The following is a 17207-nucleotide window of genomic DNA, read 5'->3' as shown; positions in this document are numbered from 1 at the left end:
TTTTTATCGAACTTTTGTGATCAAGAGGAGATGGTTTTCTTGCCATTTTCTCCTGAGAAAAGGTAGATTTAGGAGGGTCAAACGGTACATACGAAATAGGTGTCCATGGATAATGAATCTCAGAGCTTAATTACGATCGAAAACGAAATGCAGCAGTCCTACATGGACTATGCGATGAGCGTTATTGTGGGACGAGCGTTGCCAGATGCTCGAGACGGTTTGAAGCCTGTGCAGCGACGAATCTTGTACGCAATGCTCGGTGAAGGACTTCTCTCTAACCGGAAACACTCAAAGTGCGCGGGGGTTGTTGGGGAGGTGTTGAAGAAGTTTCACCCGCATGGTGATTCTTCTGTGTACGATGCGCTCGTGCGCTTGGCTCAGTCGTGGAGCGTTCGATATCCACTTGTTGATGGTCAAGGAAACTTTGGTTCTATTGATGGTGATCCTCCAGCTGCTTATCGATACACCGAGAGTAGAATGAGTGCGATATCTTCTCGACTGCTCGATGATATTGATAAAGATACCGTCGATTTTGGCCCGAACTTCGATGACACCACTGAGGAGCCTTTGGTGTTGCCATCAGGCTTTCCCAACCTACTTGTCAATGGAGCCGATGGAATTGCGGTGGGAATGGCTACTCACATTCCGCCCCATAATCTTACTGAGGTCGTTAATGGAGCACTTGCTCTTCTTCAAAATCCAGAGCTTGGAGTGCTAGAGCTCATGGAGTTTATCTCAGGCCCAGACTTTCCTACGGGTGGAACCATCCTTGGGAGGTCGCCGATTATTGCTGCTTATACGAAAGGTCGCGGCATCGTGCGTGTGCGTGGAGAGGCTGAAGTTGAAACTCTTACTCGGAGTGGAAAAGAGGTTCAGGCAATCGTTATTACTGAAATTCCTTTTCAGGTAAATAAATCTTCGCTCGTTGAGAAGATCGGTAGTCTTATCAATGATCGGTTAATAGAGGGGATTTCTAAGCTGAGAGACGAGTCTGATAGAAAGGGAATGAGGATCGTCATGGAGTTAAAGCGAGATGCAACTCCAGATATTATCCTGAATCAGCTGTATAAACTGACGCCTCTCCAGACCAGTTTTGGAATCATAAACCTCGCAATCGTAGAAGGACGTCCTGTTGTTTGTAGCTTGAAGCAGCTTCTTCAATGTTTTCTTGACCACCGTCGTGATGTCGTAACTCGACGGGCGGTTTTTGAGCTCAGGAAAGCAGAAGACCGAATGCATATCTTAGAGGGGTATCGTATTGCCCTCTTAAATCTTGATCAGGTAATAGCGCTCATTCGAGGCGCGGAAAGTCCAGCATTGGCGCGGCGTCAGCTCTGTGAGGAGTTTGAGCTCTCAACGGTTCAGGCCCAGGCAATCCTCGAACTTCGTTTGCAGAAGCTGACTGGGATGGAGAGGCTTGCTGTTGAGAAGGAGCATGCAGAGCTGGCTGAAGAGATAGCGCGTTTGCGTACTTTACTGGCGAGTCCAGCTGAGATTGACCGCGTCATAGGGGAAGAGCTTGCAAACATTCGAGACGAGTTTGGTGATGAGAGAAGAACTCGGATTGTTGAGCAGGAAGGAGAGATTGAAATTGAAGACCTCATAGAAGATGAGAGGATGGTCGTATCCGTTACCCACCAAGGATATATTAAGCGTACTCCTGCTGACCAGTATAAGGCGCAGAAGCGAGGAGGAAAGGGTGTCACTGCGGCCTCAAACAAGGATGAGGATTTTGTAGAACATCTCTTTGTGGCCTCAACCCTGGCTTACCTCTTCTTTTTTACTACTCATGGGCGATGCTTTATTAAGAAGGTCTACATGTTGCCTCAGGGTGGAAGGACTGCTCGAGGCCGCGCCCTGGTAAACCTGCTCGAGCTTCGAGATGGCGAGAAGATTTCGGCGATTCGAGCAGTTTCAGAGTTCGCTGATGACCGGTTTGTCGTTATGGCAACTCGCCAGGGATATATAAAGAAGACAGACTTGATGAGTTTTGAGAGAGCCAACAGAAAGAGCGGATTGACTGCTTGTACGCTGGCTGATGGTGATCAGTTGATAGGGGCGCGTATTACCCATGGACAAGATGACATTGTGCTTGCCTCAAAGAGTGGTATGGCTATCCGCTTTTCAGAGAGTGATGTCCGTCCTATGGGGAGGACTGCTCGAGGGGTAAAGGGGATTAACCTCGATTCTGGAGATGAAGTGGTTGGCATGGTCGTGGTGGCAGGTGCTGAAAGCTCTGATGGAGTGGATGGAGCTGACATGCGACCAGACGAAAGCGCGTTTCTATTAACGGCTTGTGAAAATGGATTTGGAAAACGCACACGGATTCAAGACTATCGCAGGCAGAATCGCGGCGGGAAAGGGTTGATTGATATACAAGCCGGCGAGAGGAACGGTCCGGTGGTTGGAGTCTCCGCGGTGCTTGAGGATAATGAAGTAATGGCAATCGCTTCGACTGGAAAGATTGTGCGAATGGGAGTTGCTGATATTTCTTGTGTTGGAAGAAATACGAAGGGAGTTCGTTTAGTGAATCTTGATGAGGGAGAAAAGCTGTCAGCTATTGCTCCTATTCGAGATGCCAGCGGTGCGGAAGAGAGTAATGGCGACGATTAGGAAGAAGAGAAGTTCGGTAGGTGTTCTTGGTCTTGGAAACTGGGGTACAGCGCTTGCCGATCATCTTGCCCGAAATGGGCACAATGTCGTGTGTTGGGATCGGGACGCTGCTGTGCTCGAGTCGGTCAGGAACCATGGTAAGAACTCCCGGTATCATAGCGAGTTCTCTCTACATGAAGGACTCTGTCCAGTTGATACAGCCGATCTGGTGTTCGAGCAGCCCATACTTCTGTTGACGGTTCCTTCTAGAGCGTTGCGAGAGGTCTTTAGCTCTATGCAGGTTTCAACTGATACGTTGATTATAAGCGCAATCAAGGGTCTGGAGCCTGAGACGTTGCTTACTCCTCTTCAGTTCATGCACAAGAAGTATCCTCAATTAACCAGATTAGCAGTGCTGTCGGGGCCTAGTTTCTCTAGCGATGTTATTCGTCGCCGACCTGCGGGTATCGTAGCGGCTTCAACTGACGGGGTAGTTGCGCGCGAAGTATCTGAGTTGTTCCGAGCCGATACTATGCGGGTATATCTCTCGAGCGATCCGCTTGGTGTTGAGTTAGGTGGAATCTTAAAGAACGTAATTGCACTAGCAGTTGGTGTTTCAGATGGGCTTGACCTTGGAGATTCAGCAAGAGCGGCACTGGTCACTCGTGGGTTGGCAGAAATGACGCGATTAGCAGTTGCTATGGGCGCTGAAGAGCGGACTCTTTTCGGACTTTCAGGCATGGGAGACCTTATTATGACTGCCACATGCGATCGGAGTCGCAACCGAACTGTTGGTATCCGACTCGGAAGAGGAGAGCAGTTGGACGAGATTCTGCGAACCCTCGGATCTACTGCTGAAGCGGTTGGGACTACAGCAATTGTACTTCAGCTTGCGGAGGAGCATCAGGTTGAGATGCCTATCACTGAAGCGGTGAGTGCAATGCTTGAAGGAGTTATTTCTCCAGCTGAGATGATCCAACGCTTTATTCTGCGTCCAACCAAGGCAGAGTTTTAACGGTGAATTGCAAAGCTCATGGAAGAGGAACGACCCCTTCAGGAAAATACCCCGTTCAAGTTTGAACCTGAGCAGCATCTTGAGTGGGTTGAGCGGTACGTCCGACGCTTCCTTCGAGAGTTTGATATCTCCCAACAAGAAAAGGACGAACTTGTGGGTATTGGTTACCTCGGAGTTGTTGAAGCAGCCGAACGATTTGATCCCTTGCGTGGAGTACCCTTCAAGCCCTATGCAACGATTCGGGTTCGAGGGGCATTGCTCGACGGATTATCAAAGATTACAGGGCTCTCGCGTTCAGGGTTTCAAAAAGCAAGAGCGTTGCGTGCTTTAACGGATTATCGAGAGGAAGATGAGATTCGACGGCGTGCTGAGGGGAGTCCTGATGAGAAGCTCGCTGAGGTATTTGAGCAAGCTGCAAGCGCGGCGTTTGTGTATCGACTTTCTCTGTATGCGGAGAGTGGAGAGGAGCTCTTAGGGAGTGATGCAGAGACACCGGAAGAAGTCGCGAGCCGACAAGAGGTGGCTGTGCTTTTGAAGCATGGGGTGAAGAAGCTCCCCGAGAAAGAGCGGCTGGTGATAGAAGAGTACTACTTTCATCATAGAACCTTTGATGAAATTGGAGAAAAACATTCAATGTCTAAGGGATGGGTCTCGAAAATTCACCGAAGGGCAGTTGCCCAGCTCAGAGAGTTTATGACGGGTCACGATGCCGTCTTACATGAAAGTGATGAGTGATGACAGAAGCTCAAAAGAGAAGAGGAAGGTATGGTACACTTTTATAATTCATTGAGTCGTGTCCTCGAGGCTTTTAAGCCTGCGAGTGATGAGCGAGTGACATACTATTCATGTGGACCGACCGTTTATAACTATGCTCATATCGGTAATCTTCGCGCGTATCTCTTTAACGATATCGTTAAGCGCTATCTCGAGTTTCGAGGATACTCCGTCTATCATGTGATGAATATTACCGATGTGGATGATAAGACCATTCGAGATTCTCAAAAAGCAGGGAAGACGCTTCGAGAGTTTACTGATTTTTATCTCGCCGAATTCCTCGAAGACTTAAAGACTCTCAATATCATCCTCCCGGAAAAAATGCCCCGGGCGACTGATGAGATCGATGGAATGATCGAGATGATTGGCAAGCTTCTTGAGTCAGGGCATGCTTATCAAGCTGAAAATGGAGACGTCTACTTTAAGGTTTCCAGCTTTCCGAACTATGGAGAGCTTGTTCAGTTAAACCCTGAAACATTAAAGGCGAATGCTGGTCAGCGGCTGAATGCTGCCGATGAGTATGAAAAGGAAAATGCGCAGGATTTTGCGCTGTGGAAAGCCCATTCCGCCGCCGATGGTGATAATTACTGGGAGAGCCCTTTTGGAAGAGGGCGACCTGGATGGCACTTAGAGTGTTCAGTAATGTCTACAAAGTACTTAGGGCAGCCAATTGATATTCATTCGGGTGGCGTGGACTTGAAGTTCCCACATCATACCAATGAGATCGCACAGTCAGAATGTTGTGGTGCGGCTCCGTTCGTTCGGTACTGGCTTCACAACGAACATCTCATCGTCAATGGGAAGAAGATGGCAAAATCAGCGGGGAACTTCTTTACGCTGCGAGATTTACTCGAACGTGGCCATGACCCTCGAAGTATTCGTTACGAACTGTTGTTAAAAACGCACTACCGACAGCAGCTTGATTTTCGTGAAGATGACTTGAGTGGAAATACAAAGCTCATTCAACGATTTGATGATTGCTATGAGAAGCTCTCGGAGAGTGCTCCAGCTGAGACTCCGCTACGGGAAGAGTGGAATCAGTTCTGTCGTGGGATTGAGTCTGAATTCTGCGCTGCGATGGATGATGACCTAAATATTTCTGTTGCAATGGCAGCGGTCATGAAGTTCATCAAAGAGGTGAATAAGTCTGCGCAGGAGCTCACAGCAGGAGATCGACAGCTCGGAAGAGAGCTGCTAAAGAGTATCGATAGCGTCTTTGGTCTTGGTATTGGAGAACAGGTAAAAGAGCTGCCAGACGAGGAGATTCAAGCTCTCATTGATGAGCGAGAGGAAGCGCGGAAGAGCAAGAACTTCGCTCGAGCGGATGAGATTCGGGATCACTTAGCAGGTCTGGGGGTGATATTAAAGGATACTGCCAGTGGAGTGCGCTTTACGAGAAAGCCTTAACGCATGATGCGGTTCTGATGAGCTGAGCATGATATATTTTCGGTACATATCTTTTGCTAAAGAAATTCCGAAAACTCCTTCTTACTCTTCTTCAAGTAGATCGCTATTTGCTATCTCCATTGCTTTAAAATGAAGCATTACCTCATCTCGAAGTACATACCCTAAGTTCCTTGGAACTCGTCCTCCAAAAGCTTCCAGCATGAGTGGATCTAATCTTCCCCATCCTTGCGGAGCCTTCAGATAGGCCTCTACTTTCGGATCATCACTTGGGCTAGATATGCGGATGAATTCATTTCCTGGTTCTTCAAGGTCTTCCGAGCTTCGGACTCGAAAGCAGGCAAGTTGTGAGCCGAACTCAGTCGGCTCTTGGAGCCCATCAAGTTTGCTCGCTAATTGGTTCACCTCTTTCGTTGGATTCGTATCGATGGAGTCCCATTCTTTTTCGTAAAAGTCAGTCATAATAGTTAAGGCTACCACTGTCTTTAAGCTTATTCTAGGTAATCACCATGGAAATAATTTTTAGCCATTGTAGGTATTGACGAGAAGAAACTAAAAAATATAAGGGGTTACGAAGGAAGAATCCGCCTTTCGTTATGGTGGTTTTCTGTCAGGGGGCTGATTGCGGGGAAGAGGAGAGGCGATGAAGGAGTTGCTCCGCTTGTCTTTGCACATCATGAAGAGAAAGACATGGTGGAGGTGTTGGGCAGTGCGAATATATGCCTCTCCTTGCTAGATCTGATTCCTCTTGCAAGATTCTTTCCGCTTCGCGCATATATTCTACTCTTTGAGATGCGGACCGCTGACCGTCTCGTATTCGGAATAAGCCGAGAGACTTTTCGAATTGTTGAATTGGAGAGTGTCGATAAAATCTCCGCCATAACTCAGTCTCTGCCGCTAATGTATACCTCAGATCAAGAGCGCTCCCTGCCTGCTCCCACAGGCTCCGTCTCCAGAACGTTCCTTCCTGCTGGATATACGGACGGTCAAAGCCACGTAACAGAAAGTTTTCTCTACTATATGGTTTCGAGAGTTTGCCCTCAGTAGCTACGCCTGTCCGAGCAATCGATGCAGGACACCCCGTTAACCATGAAATTTGAGGATAGGACAGAAAGATAAGTCCGATATAAAACAAGGAGTATTGTGTTAGCCTGTCGTCAGCATTAATCCAACTCATTACTTCACCAGAGGCATGAGCGAATCCTTCCTGAATTGCAAAATATTGCCCTCCATCAGGCTCACTGCGCCAATAGTGAAGGTGTTTTTCGTGACGTCTAATAATTTCACAGGTTCGATCCGAACTACCGCCATCAATGATGATATATTCAAGGTTTGGATACCCCTGGCTAAGAACAGAGTCTATGGTTTCTTCGATGAAGTCTTCTTGATTAAAGCATGGTGTTACCAGAGAGATCCGTGGCGCATTGTGTTGAAACTCGTTCGTTTTAAAGATTGGAAAATACGGAAGAGGAGCGAACTCAGGGGAGAATCTTATGTATCTCTCTGGTGTTTGACCGATAAGCGGCGGAGCGACTGAGTCATTGTCTGAGAGAGGAGCTAGTCGTTTCTCACGTTCTATACAGATTAGTGCTTCGCTGATATATCGAGGCGAGAGATATTCCGTCCGATTCTGCCATTGAGTGGTCGGTCTGATGCTCAATAGACAGTTCGAGGTATAGAATTTAGTGAGTCGAATCATTCTTAAAAATAAATCAAACTCATATGCCTCCTTTGGGCATTCTGATGCAATTGCTTTTGCTCCAGTATAGATGTCTCTATGCCATAAGGTATTCGCGAATCTTGGAGCTATCACAGGATTAGAAAATATTTTCGAATCCATTAGGTCTTTTCTGCTCCATCGATTAGCAGGGCTGGGAGAATCAAATGGCAACCCTGCGCTATTCAAATACGCCAAGCTTCCTGTAATAAATCGAATCTCGCTCTCTTCTGATAGGATCTGGCTAACAGTGGCAAGCCCTATCGCAGTAAGAATAGTACCTGCTTCTGGGATTACCATCTGGAATTCTCCAGTTGACTTCTGTAGACCGTAGTCAATCAGTTGGTGTGCGGTGTGCCCTGAATGGTGTACTATTCGAATTCGCCTATCGAGAGTAAGGAGCTCTTGTTGTTGTGCAAGAGGAAGGCTCTTATGGATAACTATCACTTCTATATTTTTATAGATTTGAGCATGGATGGAACGAAGGGTAAGACGCCAGCCTTCTTCGAGTGACTCTACTGGCAGAATAAGAGAAAATTTAATAGGTATATTATCGACGGGGGAATTTTTCTTTGCCTGATCGATACTCCCTTGAACACTCTCCCCGAGTTGTTTTGCAACCATATTGTCGGGGAAATGAGATAGCTCGCGTTCTATCGCCTCAAGAGCGAGAACAGGAGCGGCCGAGTAATCTAAGACAATAGCTCTTACAAGATCGTAGTTTGGGGTAGGGAGAGCGCTTGTAGGATACTCCTCTATTGCATCGAGGGCCGACTGGATTTCTCCTCTCTGAAGCATCTGAACAATCTCATCAATCTGCATGCTTATCTCTCCGATTTTCTCTATTTAGTATATGGAAAGCGTGCATCATGAAAAGTGCTTTAACAGAGGGGGGTGGCTCAGATAATGCCGAGATTGGCTAAATTTTTTGTAAATACTTGAATCCATGAAGGGAAAAGAGATATTTTTGTTCTGAATTAGTACAAAAATTAAAAGCTCATGGAATCGCTACATCCTTCTCGAGGGTGTTCCTTTTCCGAGTAGTAAGGTGGAGACTTTGCAGCCATGGACCTAAGCAAATGGAGAGATTACCTTTCACTCACGAAGCCTCGGATTGGCTTCATGGTTCTCATTTCAACTTCCATGGGTTTTTTCCTCGCATCTGGCTCGATAGAGCCACTTCCTCGATTTCTATTTGCTCTTTTGGGCACGTTTCTCACGGTGGCAGGTTCCGCCGTGCTGAATAATTTTGTTGAACGAGAGCTGGATAAAAGAATGAAGCGCACAGCTCAACGGCCTCTCCCCGCGGGGAGAATTACTCCAGCGAGCGCGCTGTCATTCGGTACAACTCTTGTGCTGAGTGGTACGGCAATTCTCGTTGGACAGGTAAATCTCTTAACAGGATTTCTCGCCTTGTTGAGCGCGTTTCTTTACGTCCTGGTGTATACGCCGCTCAAGAGAATTACATGGCTTAATACTATGGTGGGTGCCATCCCTGGAGCACTTCCGCCTGTTGGAGGATGGGCTGCTGCTACTGGAGAAATCTCTCTAGAGGCCTGGCTACTTTTTTTAATTCTTTTTATCTGGCAGCACCCACACTTTTACTCAATAGCGTGGATTTATAGAGATGACTATCGGAAAGGGGGGTGTCATATGCTGCCATCAGTCGACCCTGATGGAGAGCGAACAGCTCGTCATGTTATGTGCTTCTCGGTTCTTCTTGTTCCCATATCAATTTTGCCCGTCTTAATCGGGATGAGTGGGATGGTCTATGGAATAGGAGCTATAGTACTGAGCTGCTATATGTTACGGGCTGGATATCGGTTCGTGTCAGCTTTAGATGACGCCTCAGCGCGAGGACTGCTCCGCGCATCGCTCATCTACCTTCCGGTTATTTTCTTGTTAGTAGTTGCTGATTCTGGGTTAGTATAGTGCGTTCTCTTATTCTCATATTTACACTTCTCGGTCTATCGATGGGATTGATAGGTTGCGAAGGAAGTCGCTCCCCAAAAGACTCGCTACCGGTGATGGGAGCAGCTCCTGACTTTACATTTCTCGATACTCAAGAAGAACAATTTCGTTTTCGAGAAACTGATGGTCGAGTGCGTGTTGTGAGTTTCTTTTTTGCACGGTGTCCGAGCATCTGTCCAAGGATCAATAGCTCACTTCAAGCAATACAAAGAGCGCTCCCCTCTCCAGAGTCTGCTCTTTTCGTATCTATCTCCGTCGATCCAGAGAACGATACGCCTGAGGTGTTAGCGGAGTATGCAAAAAAGTATCGAGGAAGTTCAAAAAATTGGAAGTTTCTAACAGGAGATTCGTCTACTGTAGAGAGCCTGTTGTCTGAGGGGTTTCGACTTGCCTCAGGGATGTTGCCAGATGAGCACAATACCCGAGTGGTACTGGTCGACCGCCAGGGACGCGTCAGAGGCTATTATCAAGGTATGGACTCCTCTCATCTAGAACGCCTGAAGAGCGACCTACTTGGGATGGTCAAAGATAAATAGCGCTACTGCTTGATATCGCTAGTCTTTTGACGGAGATTCTTGGAACTCGTTGGACAGCTGCAAAAGTTGTTTTCGAGCCGCTCCAGCGGTATTCTACAGTGCGACGAGTATTATAGTTGAGGGAACGTGATGGATTTACGAACTGGTCTTGCAAACATGTTGTGTAACGGCGTCATCATGGATGTGATTGACGTAGAGCAAGCAAAGATAGCTGAAGAAGCAGGCGCTGTGGCGGTAATGGCTCTCGAGAGGGTTCCAGCAGATATCCGGAAGCATGGCGGAGTTGCTCGTATGAGTGATCCGAAAATGATCGAAGAGATCCAGCAAGCCGTAAGTATTCCTGTAATGGCGAAGGTGCGAATCGGTCACATCGCTGAAGCTCAGATACTCGAAGCAATCGGGGTTGACTTTATCGATGAGTCTGAAGTTCTTACCCCAGCGGATCCATTCCATCACATAAATAAGAAGCAGTTTAAGACTCCTTTCGTATGCGGTGCCTGCAATCTGGGTGAAGCACTGCGTCGGGTGAATGAAGGAGCGGCGCTTATCCGGACAAAAGGAGAGGCCGGAACTGGAAATATTATCGAGGCAACGCGTCACATGACACTCATTCAAAAAGAGTTGCGCGAGCTCAAGACAATGACAGGCCCCGTGCTTGAGGATAAGGCTCGAGAGTATCGTGTCCCGCTAGAGCTTGTAGAGCTGGTTGCTGAGAATGGTAAACTCCCTGTTCCTAACTTTGCTGCGGGAGGAGTTGCCACTCCAGCAGATGCTGCGTTCGTCAGGCAGCTCGGTGCTGAGTCTGTGTTTGTAGGGTCTGGGATTTTTAAGTCAGAAAATCCACTTCTCTTCGCTAAGGCAATTGTTGTTGCCTCTACGCACTATAATGATCCGAAGGCGCTTCTGGAAGTTTCTCGTGGTCTTGGAGAGGCGATGCGTGGAGTTGAAATCTCTGCGTTGCCAGAGAGTGAAAAGTACGCCGAAAGAGGCTACTGATAGGAGAGAAAGCTCGCTTTCTGGTAGGATCTTGGAAGCTGCTCGTCTTTTGTGCCGTGTAGGGGAGCGATTCAGATATGAAAAAGATAGGAGTTCTAGCTCTTCAGGGGTGCGTTACTCCTCACATTGAGCACCTTAAACGGCTTGGTGCCACTCCCATCGAGATTACGCATCAGCGTCATCTTGAAAGCCTCGATGGTATCATTTTGCCTGGAGGCGAGAGCACGACAATGCTGCGGCTCTTAACTCGTGATGGGTTGATTTCTCATCTTCAGGAAAGTGTCGCCGCTATTCCGACGCTTGGTATTTGTGCCGGAGCAATCTTGTTGGCTAAGGAGGTTACGCATCCACAACAAGCTTCGCTTGGCGCCATTTCCATCAGAGCAGAGCGAAATGCTTATGGGACTCAACGAGAGTCCTTTCAAACAGAGGTTGCTATTGAAGGAATGAGTAAACCTATAGGTGTTGACTTTATCCGAGCTCCGAAGATAACTCCTCTATCAGAAGCGGTGATGGTCCTTGCTCGTCACCAAGAAGAAGCCGTCCTTGTCCGTGAGAAAAACATATTCTGTTCTGCATTTCATACGGAGCTATCAGAAGTGAGTGCCCTTCATGAAATATTTCTAAAAGCGTTATGAGTATGGTGTTATCGCTCGAGCGATACAAGCGGATTGAAAGAAGTGCTCTTGCGCTTATCTTTCTCTGTCTTTTTGTTATTTTGTGGGGTGCATTTGTGAGGTTCTCACATTCAGGGGATGGATGTGGAGAGTCATGGCCTCTCTGTCATGGAGCGATTGTCCCATTGATTGGAGGTAGTGCCGTTTGGATAGAGTATGTCCATCGAATCACCTCTGGTTTATTCGGCATAGGTGTAGCAGTGCTTGTTCTTTATATCTTTTGTGGGATGCGAGAGAGAGGACAAGTACACAACTTCTCGTTGGCGGTGCTCTTCTTTACCATCACAGAGGCGCTGATAGGTGCTGGGCTCGTTTTGAGAGGGATGGTTGCTGATAATGCCTCGTTAGAGCGGATGTATTGGCTGATTGGACATCTTATTAATACTCTATTTCTTCTTTACTTTTTGGTGGCGCTCTTTATACAGGCAAAATTCCCGTCATGGAAAATTCCATTCATTCCCGCTCTCCGGTATAGCCTGCCGCTGTTGTTCTTTATTGCAATTGCTATGTTTGGCTCAGTAGCCTCTCTCAGTGGCACTCTGTATCCCTCTGTTGATCTCTTCAATGATTTTGCAAAGGATTTTTCTTCTGAAAGTCCTTTATTGATTCGGTTGAGAATTCTCCATCCTTGCTTGGGAATCCTATTCTTTTTATCTCTCGTATTACTTTGGAATCCATATCGAGAAATTCGTTTCCAGTTCGAAGGGATGTTTCGAGGGGCTATGCTCGTCTCCTTGGTCGGAGCGACTGCTCTCGTTGGATTGATGACTTTGCTCATGCTTTCCCCTCTGCCAGCACGCTTACTTCACCTGCTGTTCGCGGATCTTGTCTGGTTATATCTCGTGGCTCTTGCGCTTTGTGTCGGAAAAGAAGGCGAAGAGATAGGATTGAGAAAATCTCACTGATGAGATTTTTTTGTTTGAGAAGTAACCCAAATCAATAGGACAACAAGTCCGAAAACAAGGAACACCCCAGGCAGTATCCATGCGAGCATGCCAATGCCCTCTACTTTCGGCACAGCCCGTACTTCTTCTCCATACTCCCCCAAGAGATTTTCAAGAATTTCTTCCGAAGTTGATCCCTTCAAAATCTGCTCTTTTATTGAGTATTTGAGATCTCTTGCTGCAGTGCTTGGGCAGTCTTTCAGAAGCCGACCAGGACAATATGGACTTAAGATGTTTCCTTGTACTTCATCGAAGATCATCTTTTGTTCGGAGGTAAACTGGTCATCGATAAGTTTTGGTTCTGCAATTACTGGAAGTGCAGTAAAGAGCACCAGCAGTAAGGATAGAATGAATAGACTAGGCTCAAGCAGGCTACTCGGACGAGGTCTGATGATCCCTTTCACCATTATCTCTATGCCCCATGTTCTGAAAGGTACTGTTGAATTCGCTCAAGTGAATCTTCCGAGAGAGTGAAGCCACTCGAATTTGATTGAGAGAGGTACTCAATGATTTCATGGATCGTTACGAGTGGATGAATAGAGATCCCCAGTTCTTTTTCAATTTCATCTGCTGCGGAGAGATTTGTTTCACCCCGTTCGCATCGGTCTACCGCTATAACTACGCCACGAATATCTACCAGAGCCTCTTCCTTCAAAGTTTTGAGAGTTGCTCTCAAGGTAATACCAGCTGTGATGACATCTTCGATAATAAGAACCGAATCTCCACTTCGAAGAGGGGCTCCGACGTATTTGCCTCCATCACCGTGAGATTTCTCTTCCTTACGGTCAAAGCAAAAGCCGATATCAATTTTATACCGCTCATAGAGAGAGTATGCAGTAGTAACACAGAGGGGAATTCCCTTATAGGCAGGGCCGAACACCGTCTGCACCTCGGATAAGCCGAGTTTTTTAATATGAGCAGCGTAGAAGTGGCCTAGTCGAGAAATGTGAGAGCCGTGATGAAATCGACCTGTATTGACGAAATATGGTGTTTTGCGCCCTGATTTCGTGATGAAATCTCCAAAGGTCAGAACCTCCGTTTCCATAAGAAAATCTATAAACTCTTTTTGGTAGGTGCTTAGGGGTATGACAGTGTTTTCCATGCTCGGCAGTCTAAGGCATGTGCGCTCAGTATTCAACACGCTCTATTTGGAGTCATTTCGACATCTTATCCTGCTGTTGATCCAGTTTTTCCCTCTTTTTGTCGGAGAGTGGCATTCAAGCTCCAATGCTGCTATTTGCCGATACAGAACTTTGAGAAGATTCTTCCCAGGAGATCTTCAGTGAATGTTCTGCCTACGATTTCTTCGAGTTGAAGAAGAGCAAGCCGAAGTTCCTCACTTACAAACTCAAGCCCAGTTTCGTGCGCTAATGCTTGAGCTGCCGTATGTAAATGAAATATGGCACGTTCTACTAAATGAGCCTGCCTTGCTTGAGTGAGAATAGAGTTGGACTCAGAAAAGTTTTGTTGAGAGCCCTCGACTTCTTCAATTAACGCATTTCGTAATGCATCAAGGCCATCTGCCGTTTTTACAGATAAATAAAAATTTTGCTTGCAGACATCTCTATCGCAATAGTATTGCCCAATAGCCGATTTATTTTTGTCTACTTTATTGGTGAGCATCCAAATATTTTTGGCATCTTTCCCTACAAGCCGAGTTAACGCTTCTATATCGGGATATTCTTCCGTTGCGTCAATCACAAGAAGAACAAGATCTGCCCATTTCAGTTTTTCCAGTGACAACTCAATCCCAAGCTTTTCGACGGCATCATCGGTTTCTGTAATGCCTGCAGAATCACAGATGACAAATCGATGATGACCGAGAATGCACTCTTCTTCTATAAAATCACGAGTTGTCCCAGAGACATCACTGACAAGAGCTCTGGCTCGTCCAAGAAGAGCGTTTAAAAGGCTCGATTTCCCAGCATTTGGAGGTCCACAGAGCAATATCTTGTACCCCTCCCTCATGCGCTTTCCAACCGTGAAGCTTTCAAGGAGTTGATGAAGGTCACTTTGTACTTTGGTCAGTGATTCATGCATTTCTGATATTTGTGAAGGAGAGATATCTTCTTCGGGAAAATCAAGAGAGGCTTGTACTTCAGCGAGCAAGTCTCTCAAGGGTTCGGCAATATGCTCAATGAAGCGGCTCAGTTTGCCAGCGAGGTTATCACTAGCAATTCTTAGTGCCGATTCGCTTGTTGCTGAGATCAGCTCTCCGATCGCTTCTGCTTGCACAAGATCGATTTTTCCGTTGAGAAACGCTCTTTTGGTGAATTCTCCTGGTTCAGCCGGGGTAATGCCAAATGCAAATAGAGACTGGAGGATGCGTTTTGCAATGAGCGGGCTGCCATGGGCGTGGAACTCTACGATGTCTTCGCCAGTAAAGCTTCTTGGGCCAGGCATATAGACACAGAGACCATGATCAATGATATCTCCATTTTTATGGTTCAGAATTGACCCGAAACACATTTCTCTTGGGTGCTCGATTGGAGAGAGCCGCGATCGAAATAAAGCTTTTACGGCACTCTTTGATTGAGTGCCGCTGACCCGTATGACGGCTACGCCAGCAGGAGCTGGTGCCGTAGCAAGAGCTGCTATCGAATGTTGTGGAGCCAGCGAAAGATCAGCTGAATTCTTCTTCATAAGAGAATTATACACACATTTAAAGAAACCATCCTATGGTTCACGCTTTTGATAAATATCCGTAAGATACTAGTGGGTTCTCGCAGAGATTTCCCCCTGTGCTTATTTATAGCGCTGGGATGAGCTCCAAGGATGTGCCATTAGAGAGGTAAAGTGTTGAAGGGATGGGCTCTTGAGTGTTTCGAATCCGTACTGCTGCACACTGCCCCTGTTGGTTTGGCAGTGCTCCAATACTGATAATCTGGCCAAAGGGGCGCGACGATGCCTTCTCGCTCACATCATTGCTTTCATAGACTGAAGAGCCTTCTTCCGTTGCTTCATTAGAGCGAATGAAGAAAGGGAGTGTTTGAAACGGTGATTTTCCCCTAGCGAGAGTCTTCTCAACCACTTCTTGGCCTGGATAGCATCCTTTTCCTATAGTGAGAGCAGAGGAAGGAGCTGATTCAAGAAACGTTTTCCCAGGCTGAATCTCATGTGGAAAGTGAAATCTACGTGAAGCGATTCTGAATGCTTTCCATGTTTCATTTGATATTTCATTACAAACGTTTTGAAGTTCAGTTCGTATGTCATGAAGAGTAGCGGTTGGAAAGCAGAGATCCCAACCCGGATATATTGTCCTCACTGATGGGATGATATGGATTGGTTGATGGGACAATTCCAGAGAGTCGGGCGCTGCTCCAAACAGGTGAACAATGGCTGTGTTGGGAATAGGATCAAGTGATATCTGTTCTGTTACTCGAAATTGTAGAATCGCATTCCTGACCTCTTCTAACTCTCCGCCATCAGCGATAATGAGGTAACTTGTCTCAGGCTCAAGACATTGAATCGTGATAATAGCCTGCGTCTTTCCCTGTCCATCGAGACAACCAGCGAGGCAGCTGTCGCCTGTGCCAAGCAACTTAAGATCTTGAGTAGTTCGAGCATGCAAATAACGCAGTGTTTGGCTTCCCGTTGCCAAGAAAATGGGCGGAGTGGGAAGAACAAAGAATCCGCTTCCGGGAAAGCAAGAGAGAACCTCATTCTTACAAGACATACTATTTCCTATAATGACATTCTCATTTCAATCGAGTTCCGATCCGCTCAAAGTTATCCCAAGACCAATAGACTATCATAGCCTTTCCCTTCAAGCGTTCTTGAGGTAAGAACGGGTCTGCCCAGAATCGAGAGTCTCGGGACTGATCGCGATTGTCTCCAAGGACGAGAACATGTCCATCAGGAACTACGGCTGGACCGAAATTACCTATCGGATCACCTCCATTTTCCCAACGCGCATATGACTCTTTCTGCAACTCCTGATTCACGAACAATTTATTTCTTATGACTTGAATTTCATCTCCTGGAATGCCGATTACTCTCTTGATTATATTATCCTTAGATTCATTCTCCTCTGTGTGCGGCTCATCGACCCTGGTGAAAACAACAATATCCCCTCTTTCGGGTTTTGCATATTGAAAGAGAATTTTATCAACGAAGGGAACTCGCAATCCATAGCTGAGTTTGCTGACGAGAATATGATCTCCAATACGAAGTGTTGGAATCATAGAACCCGATGGGATTTTAAATGCTTCAATGAGTGTTCCGCGTATGAGGAGTGCAAGTGCTAGTAGTAAGAGAATCGTCTTGATGAACGAGACAGTCTCTCTCCAGGCGCTTGTTCCTTTGGCAGTCGTCGAATCCTGTCCTTGCGAGCTCTCTCGCATTTTCTTTTGTGTTAGCTGGTCGTGCATAGTCTTACCAGTTTTATTTTATCAGTTGATGTTGTTCATCTGGATATGGTTCTCAGAGTATCATTTTTAAAATACTTTTCACGATAGACGTATTATATGCATGTATCAGATTTTAGGGGAAACGTCATTTTTATCGGTAAGAACGGAGGAGGGCGCGGAGAGTTCTGATTGAAATAGCGTACGAAAGAAAAAGCCCGCTTTCGAAAGCGGG

The 17207-nt window shown here is 46.6% G+C and carries 16 protein-coding genes; 9 read left to right on the top strand and 7 right to left on the bottom strand.

The window, feature by feature from the left end; translation table 11 throughout:
• Window positions 1-105: 105 nt before the first annotated feature.
• The 4 genes from gyrA to EBR25_04800 are packed head-to-tail and all read left to right on the top strand — an operon-like array spanning window position 106 to window position 5788.
• Entirely contained in the window at window positions 106-2613 is a 2508-nt protein-coding gene (gene gyrA, locus EBR25_04815; protein NBW40314.1) for a DNA gyrase subunit A, read from the top strand.
• Window positions 2537-3607, top strand: coding sequence for an NAD(P)-dependent glycerol-3-phosphate dehydrogenase (locus EBR25_04810; protein NBW40313.1), 1071 nt, complete (start codon window positions 2537-2539; stop codon window positions 3605-3607). Before gyrA ends, EBR25_04810 begins: the two co-directional genes overlap by 77 nt.
• Before the next feature lie 18 nt (window positions 3608-3625).
• Window positions 3626-4342 carry a sigma-70 family RNA polymerase sigma factor gene (locus tag EBR25_04805; protein ID NBW40312.1) on the top strand — a complete coding sequence of 239 codons (717 nt, stop codon included), beginning with the start codon at window positions 3626-3628 and terminating at the stop codon, window positions 4340-4342.
• A gap of 30 nt (window positions 4343-4372) precedes the next feature.
• Window positions 4373-5788 (top strand): cysteine--tRNA ligase, encoded by a 1416-nt coding sequence (locus tag EBR25_04800; protein ID NBW40311.1) that lies wholly within the window; start codon window positions 4373-4375, stop codon window positions 5786-5788.
• Between the two features lie 81 nt (window positions 5789-5869).
• Here EBR25_04800 and EBR25_04795 read toward each other — a convergent pair whose 3' ends face one another.
• Window positions 5870-6247 carry a hypothetical protein gene (locus tag EBR25_04795; protein NBW40310.1) on the bottom strand — a complete coding sequence of 126 codons (378 nt, stop codon included), beginning with the start codon at window positions 6245-6247 and terminating at the stop codon, window positions 5870-5872.
• 148 nt (window positions 6248-6395) lie between these two features.
• Entirely contained in the window at window positions 6396-8324 is a 1929-nt protein-coding gene (locus tag EBR25_04790) for a glycosyltransferase (protein ID NBW40309.1), read from the bottom strand.
• 243 nt (window positions 8325-8567) lie between these two features.
• Here EBR25_04790 and cyoE point away from each other — a divergent pair, with 243 nt between their 5' ends.
• The 5 genes from cyoE (at window position 8568) to EBR25_04765 (ending at window position 12587) form a co-directional block, all read left to right on the top strand.
• Complete coding sequence (gene cyoE, locus EBR25_04785; protein NBW40308.1) at window positions 8568-9434, top strand: protoheme IX farnesyltransferase; 867 nt, start codon at window positions 8568-8570, stop codon at window positions 9432-9434.
• Window positions 9434-10009, top strand: a complete 576-nt coding sequence (locus tag EBR25_04780) for an SCO family protein (GenBank protein ID NBW40307.1) — start codon at window positions 9434-9436, stop codon at window positions 10007-10009. Before cyoE ends, EBR25_04780 begins: the two co-directional genes overlap by 1 nt.
• Window positions 10010-10138: 129 nt before the next feature.
• A complete protein-coding gene (gene pdxS, locus EBR25_04775) occupies window positions 10139-11005 on the top strand; it encodes a pyridoxal 5'-phosphate synthase lyase subunit PdxS (protein NBW40306.1) in 867 nt (288 codons plus the stop codon).
• A 77-nt stretch (window positions 11006-11082) separates the two neighbouring features.
• On the top strand, window positions 11083-11643 hold the full coding sequence (gene pdxT, locus EBR25_04770) for a pyridoxal 5'-phosphate synthase glutaminase subunit PdxT (protein ID NBW40305.1): 561 nt from the start codon (window positions 11083-11085) through the stop codon (window positions 11641-11643).
• Complete coding sequence (locus EBR25_04765; protein ID NBW40304.1) at window positions 11640-12587, top strand: hypothetical protein; 948 nt, start codon at window positions 11640-11642, stop codon at window positions 12585-12587. The genes pdxT and EBR25_04765 overlap by 4 nt, the downstream gene beginning before the upstream one ends.
• Here the strand turns inward: EBR25_04765 and EBR25_04760 are convergent.
• The 5 genes from EBR25_04760 to lepB form a co-directional block, all read right to left on the bottom strand.
• Window positions 12581-13033, bottom strand: coding sequence for a hypothetical protein (locus EBR25_04760; protein NBW40303.1), 453 nt, complete (start codon window positions 13031-13033; stop codon window positions 12581-12583). The genes EBR25_04765 and EBR25_04760 overlap by 7 nt on opposite strands.
• A gap of 5 nt (window positions 13034-13038) precedes the next feature.
• Entirely contained in the window at window positions 13039-13728 is a 690-nt protein-coding gene (locus EBR25_04755) for an orotate phosphoribosyltransferase (GenBank protein NBW40302.1), read from the bottom strand.
• A gap of 131 nt (window positions 13729-13859) precedes the next feature.
• A complete protein-coding gene (gene mnmE / locus EBR25_04750) occupies window positions 13860-15269 on the bottom strand; it encodes a tRNA uridine-5-carboxymethylaminomethyl(34) synthesis GTPase MnmE (protein ID NBW40301.1) in 1410 nt (469 codons plus the stop codon).
• A 106-nt stretch (window positions 15270-15375) separates the two neighbouring features.
• Complete coding sequence (locus EBR25_04745; GenBank protein ID NBW40300.1) at window positions 15376-16302, bottom strand: hypothetical protein; 927 nt, start codon at window positions 16300-16302, stop codon at window positions 15376-15378.
• Window positions 16303-16324: 22 nt separating this feature from the next.
• Complete coding sequence (lepB, locus tag EBR25_04740; GenBank protein NBW40299.1) at window positions 16325-16969, bottom strand: signal peptidase I; 645 nt, start codon at window positions 16967-16969, stop codon at window positions 16325-16327.
• Between the last annotated feature and the right edge of the window lie 238 nt (window positions 16970-17207).

Source organism: bacterium, assembly GCA_009926305.1.
Lineage (GTDB): Bacteria > Bdellovibrionota_C > UBA2361 > UBA2361 > RFPC01 > RFPC01.
The sequence above is the reverse complement of the archived record's forward strand: the minus strand, read 5'-3'. Positions and strand labels throughout refer to the sequence as shown.

Bases quoted from the DNA above. Each gene is read 5' to 3' on its own strand.
- gyrA (NBW40314.1), top strand. From the start codon at position 106: ATGGATAATGAATCTCAGAGCTTAATTACGATCGAAAACGAAATGCAG.
- EBR25_04810 (NBW40313.1), top strand. From the start codon at position 2,537: ATGAGGGAGAAAAGCTGTCAGCTATTGCTCCTATTCGAGATGCCAGCG.
- EBR25_04805 (NBW40312.1), top strand. From the start codon at position 3,626: ATGGAAGAGGAACGACCCCTTCAGGAAAATACCCCGTTCAAGTTTGAA.
- EBR25_04800 (NBW40311.1), top strand. From the start codon at position 4,373: ATGGTACACTTTTATAATTCATTGAGTCGTGTCCTCGAGGCTTTTAAG.
- EBR25_04795 (NBW40310.1), bottom strand. From the start codon at position 6,247: ATGACTGACTTTTACGAAAAAGAATGGGACTCCATCGATACGAATCCA.
- EBR25_04790 (NBW40309.1), bottom strand. From the start codon at position 8,324: ATGCAGATTGATGAGATTGTTCAGATGCTTCAGAGAGGAGAAATCCAG.
- cyoE (NBW40308.1), top strand. From the start codon at position 8,568: ATGGACCTAAGCAAATGGAGAGATTACCTTTCACTCACGAAGCCTCGG.
- pdxS (NBW40306.1), top strand. From the start codon at position 10,139: ATGGATTTACGAACTGGTCTTGCAAACATGTTGTGTAACGGCGTCATC.
- pdxT (NBW40305.1), top strand. From the start codon at position 11,083: ATGAAAAAGATAGGAGTTCTAGCTCTTCAGGGGTGCGTTACTCCTCAC.
- EBR25_04765 (NBW40304.1), top strand. From the start codon at position 11,640: ATGAGTATGGTGTTATCGCTCGAGCGATACAAGCGGATTGAAAGAAGT.
- EBR25_04760 (NBW40303.1), bottom strand. From the start codon at position 13,033: ATGGTGAAAGGGATCATCAGACCTCGTCCGAGTAGCCTGCTTGAGCCT.
- EBR25_04755 (NBW40302.1), bottom strand. From the start codon at position 13,728: ATGGAAAACACTGTCATACCCCTAAGCACCTACCAAAAAGAGTTTATA.
- mnmE (NBW40301.1), bottom strand. From the start codon at position 15,269: ATGAAGAAGAATTCAGCTGATCTTTCGCTGGCTCCACAACATTCGATA.
- EBR25_04745 (NBW40300.1), bottom strand. From the start codon at position 16,302: ATGTCTTGTAAGAATGAGGTTCTCTCTTGCTTTCCCGGAAGCGGATTC.
- lepB (NBW40299.1), bottom strand. From the start codon at position 16,969: ATGCGAGAGAGCTCGCAAGGACAGGATTCGACGACTGCCAAAGGAACA.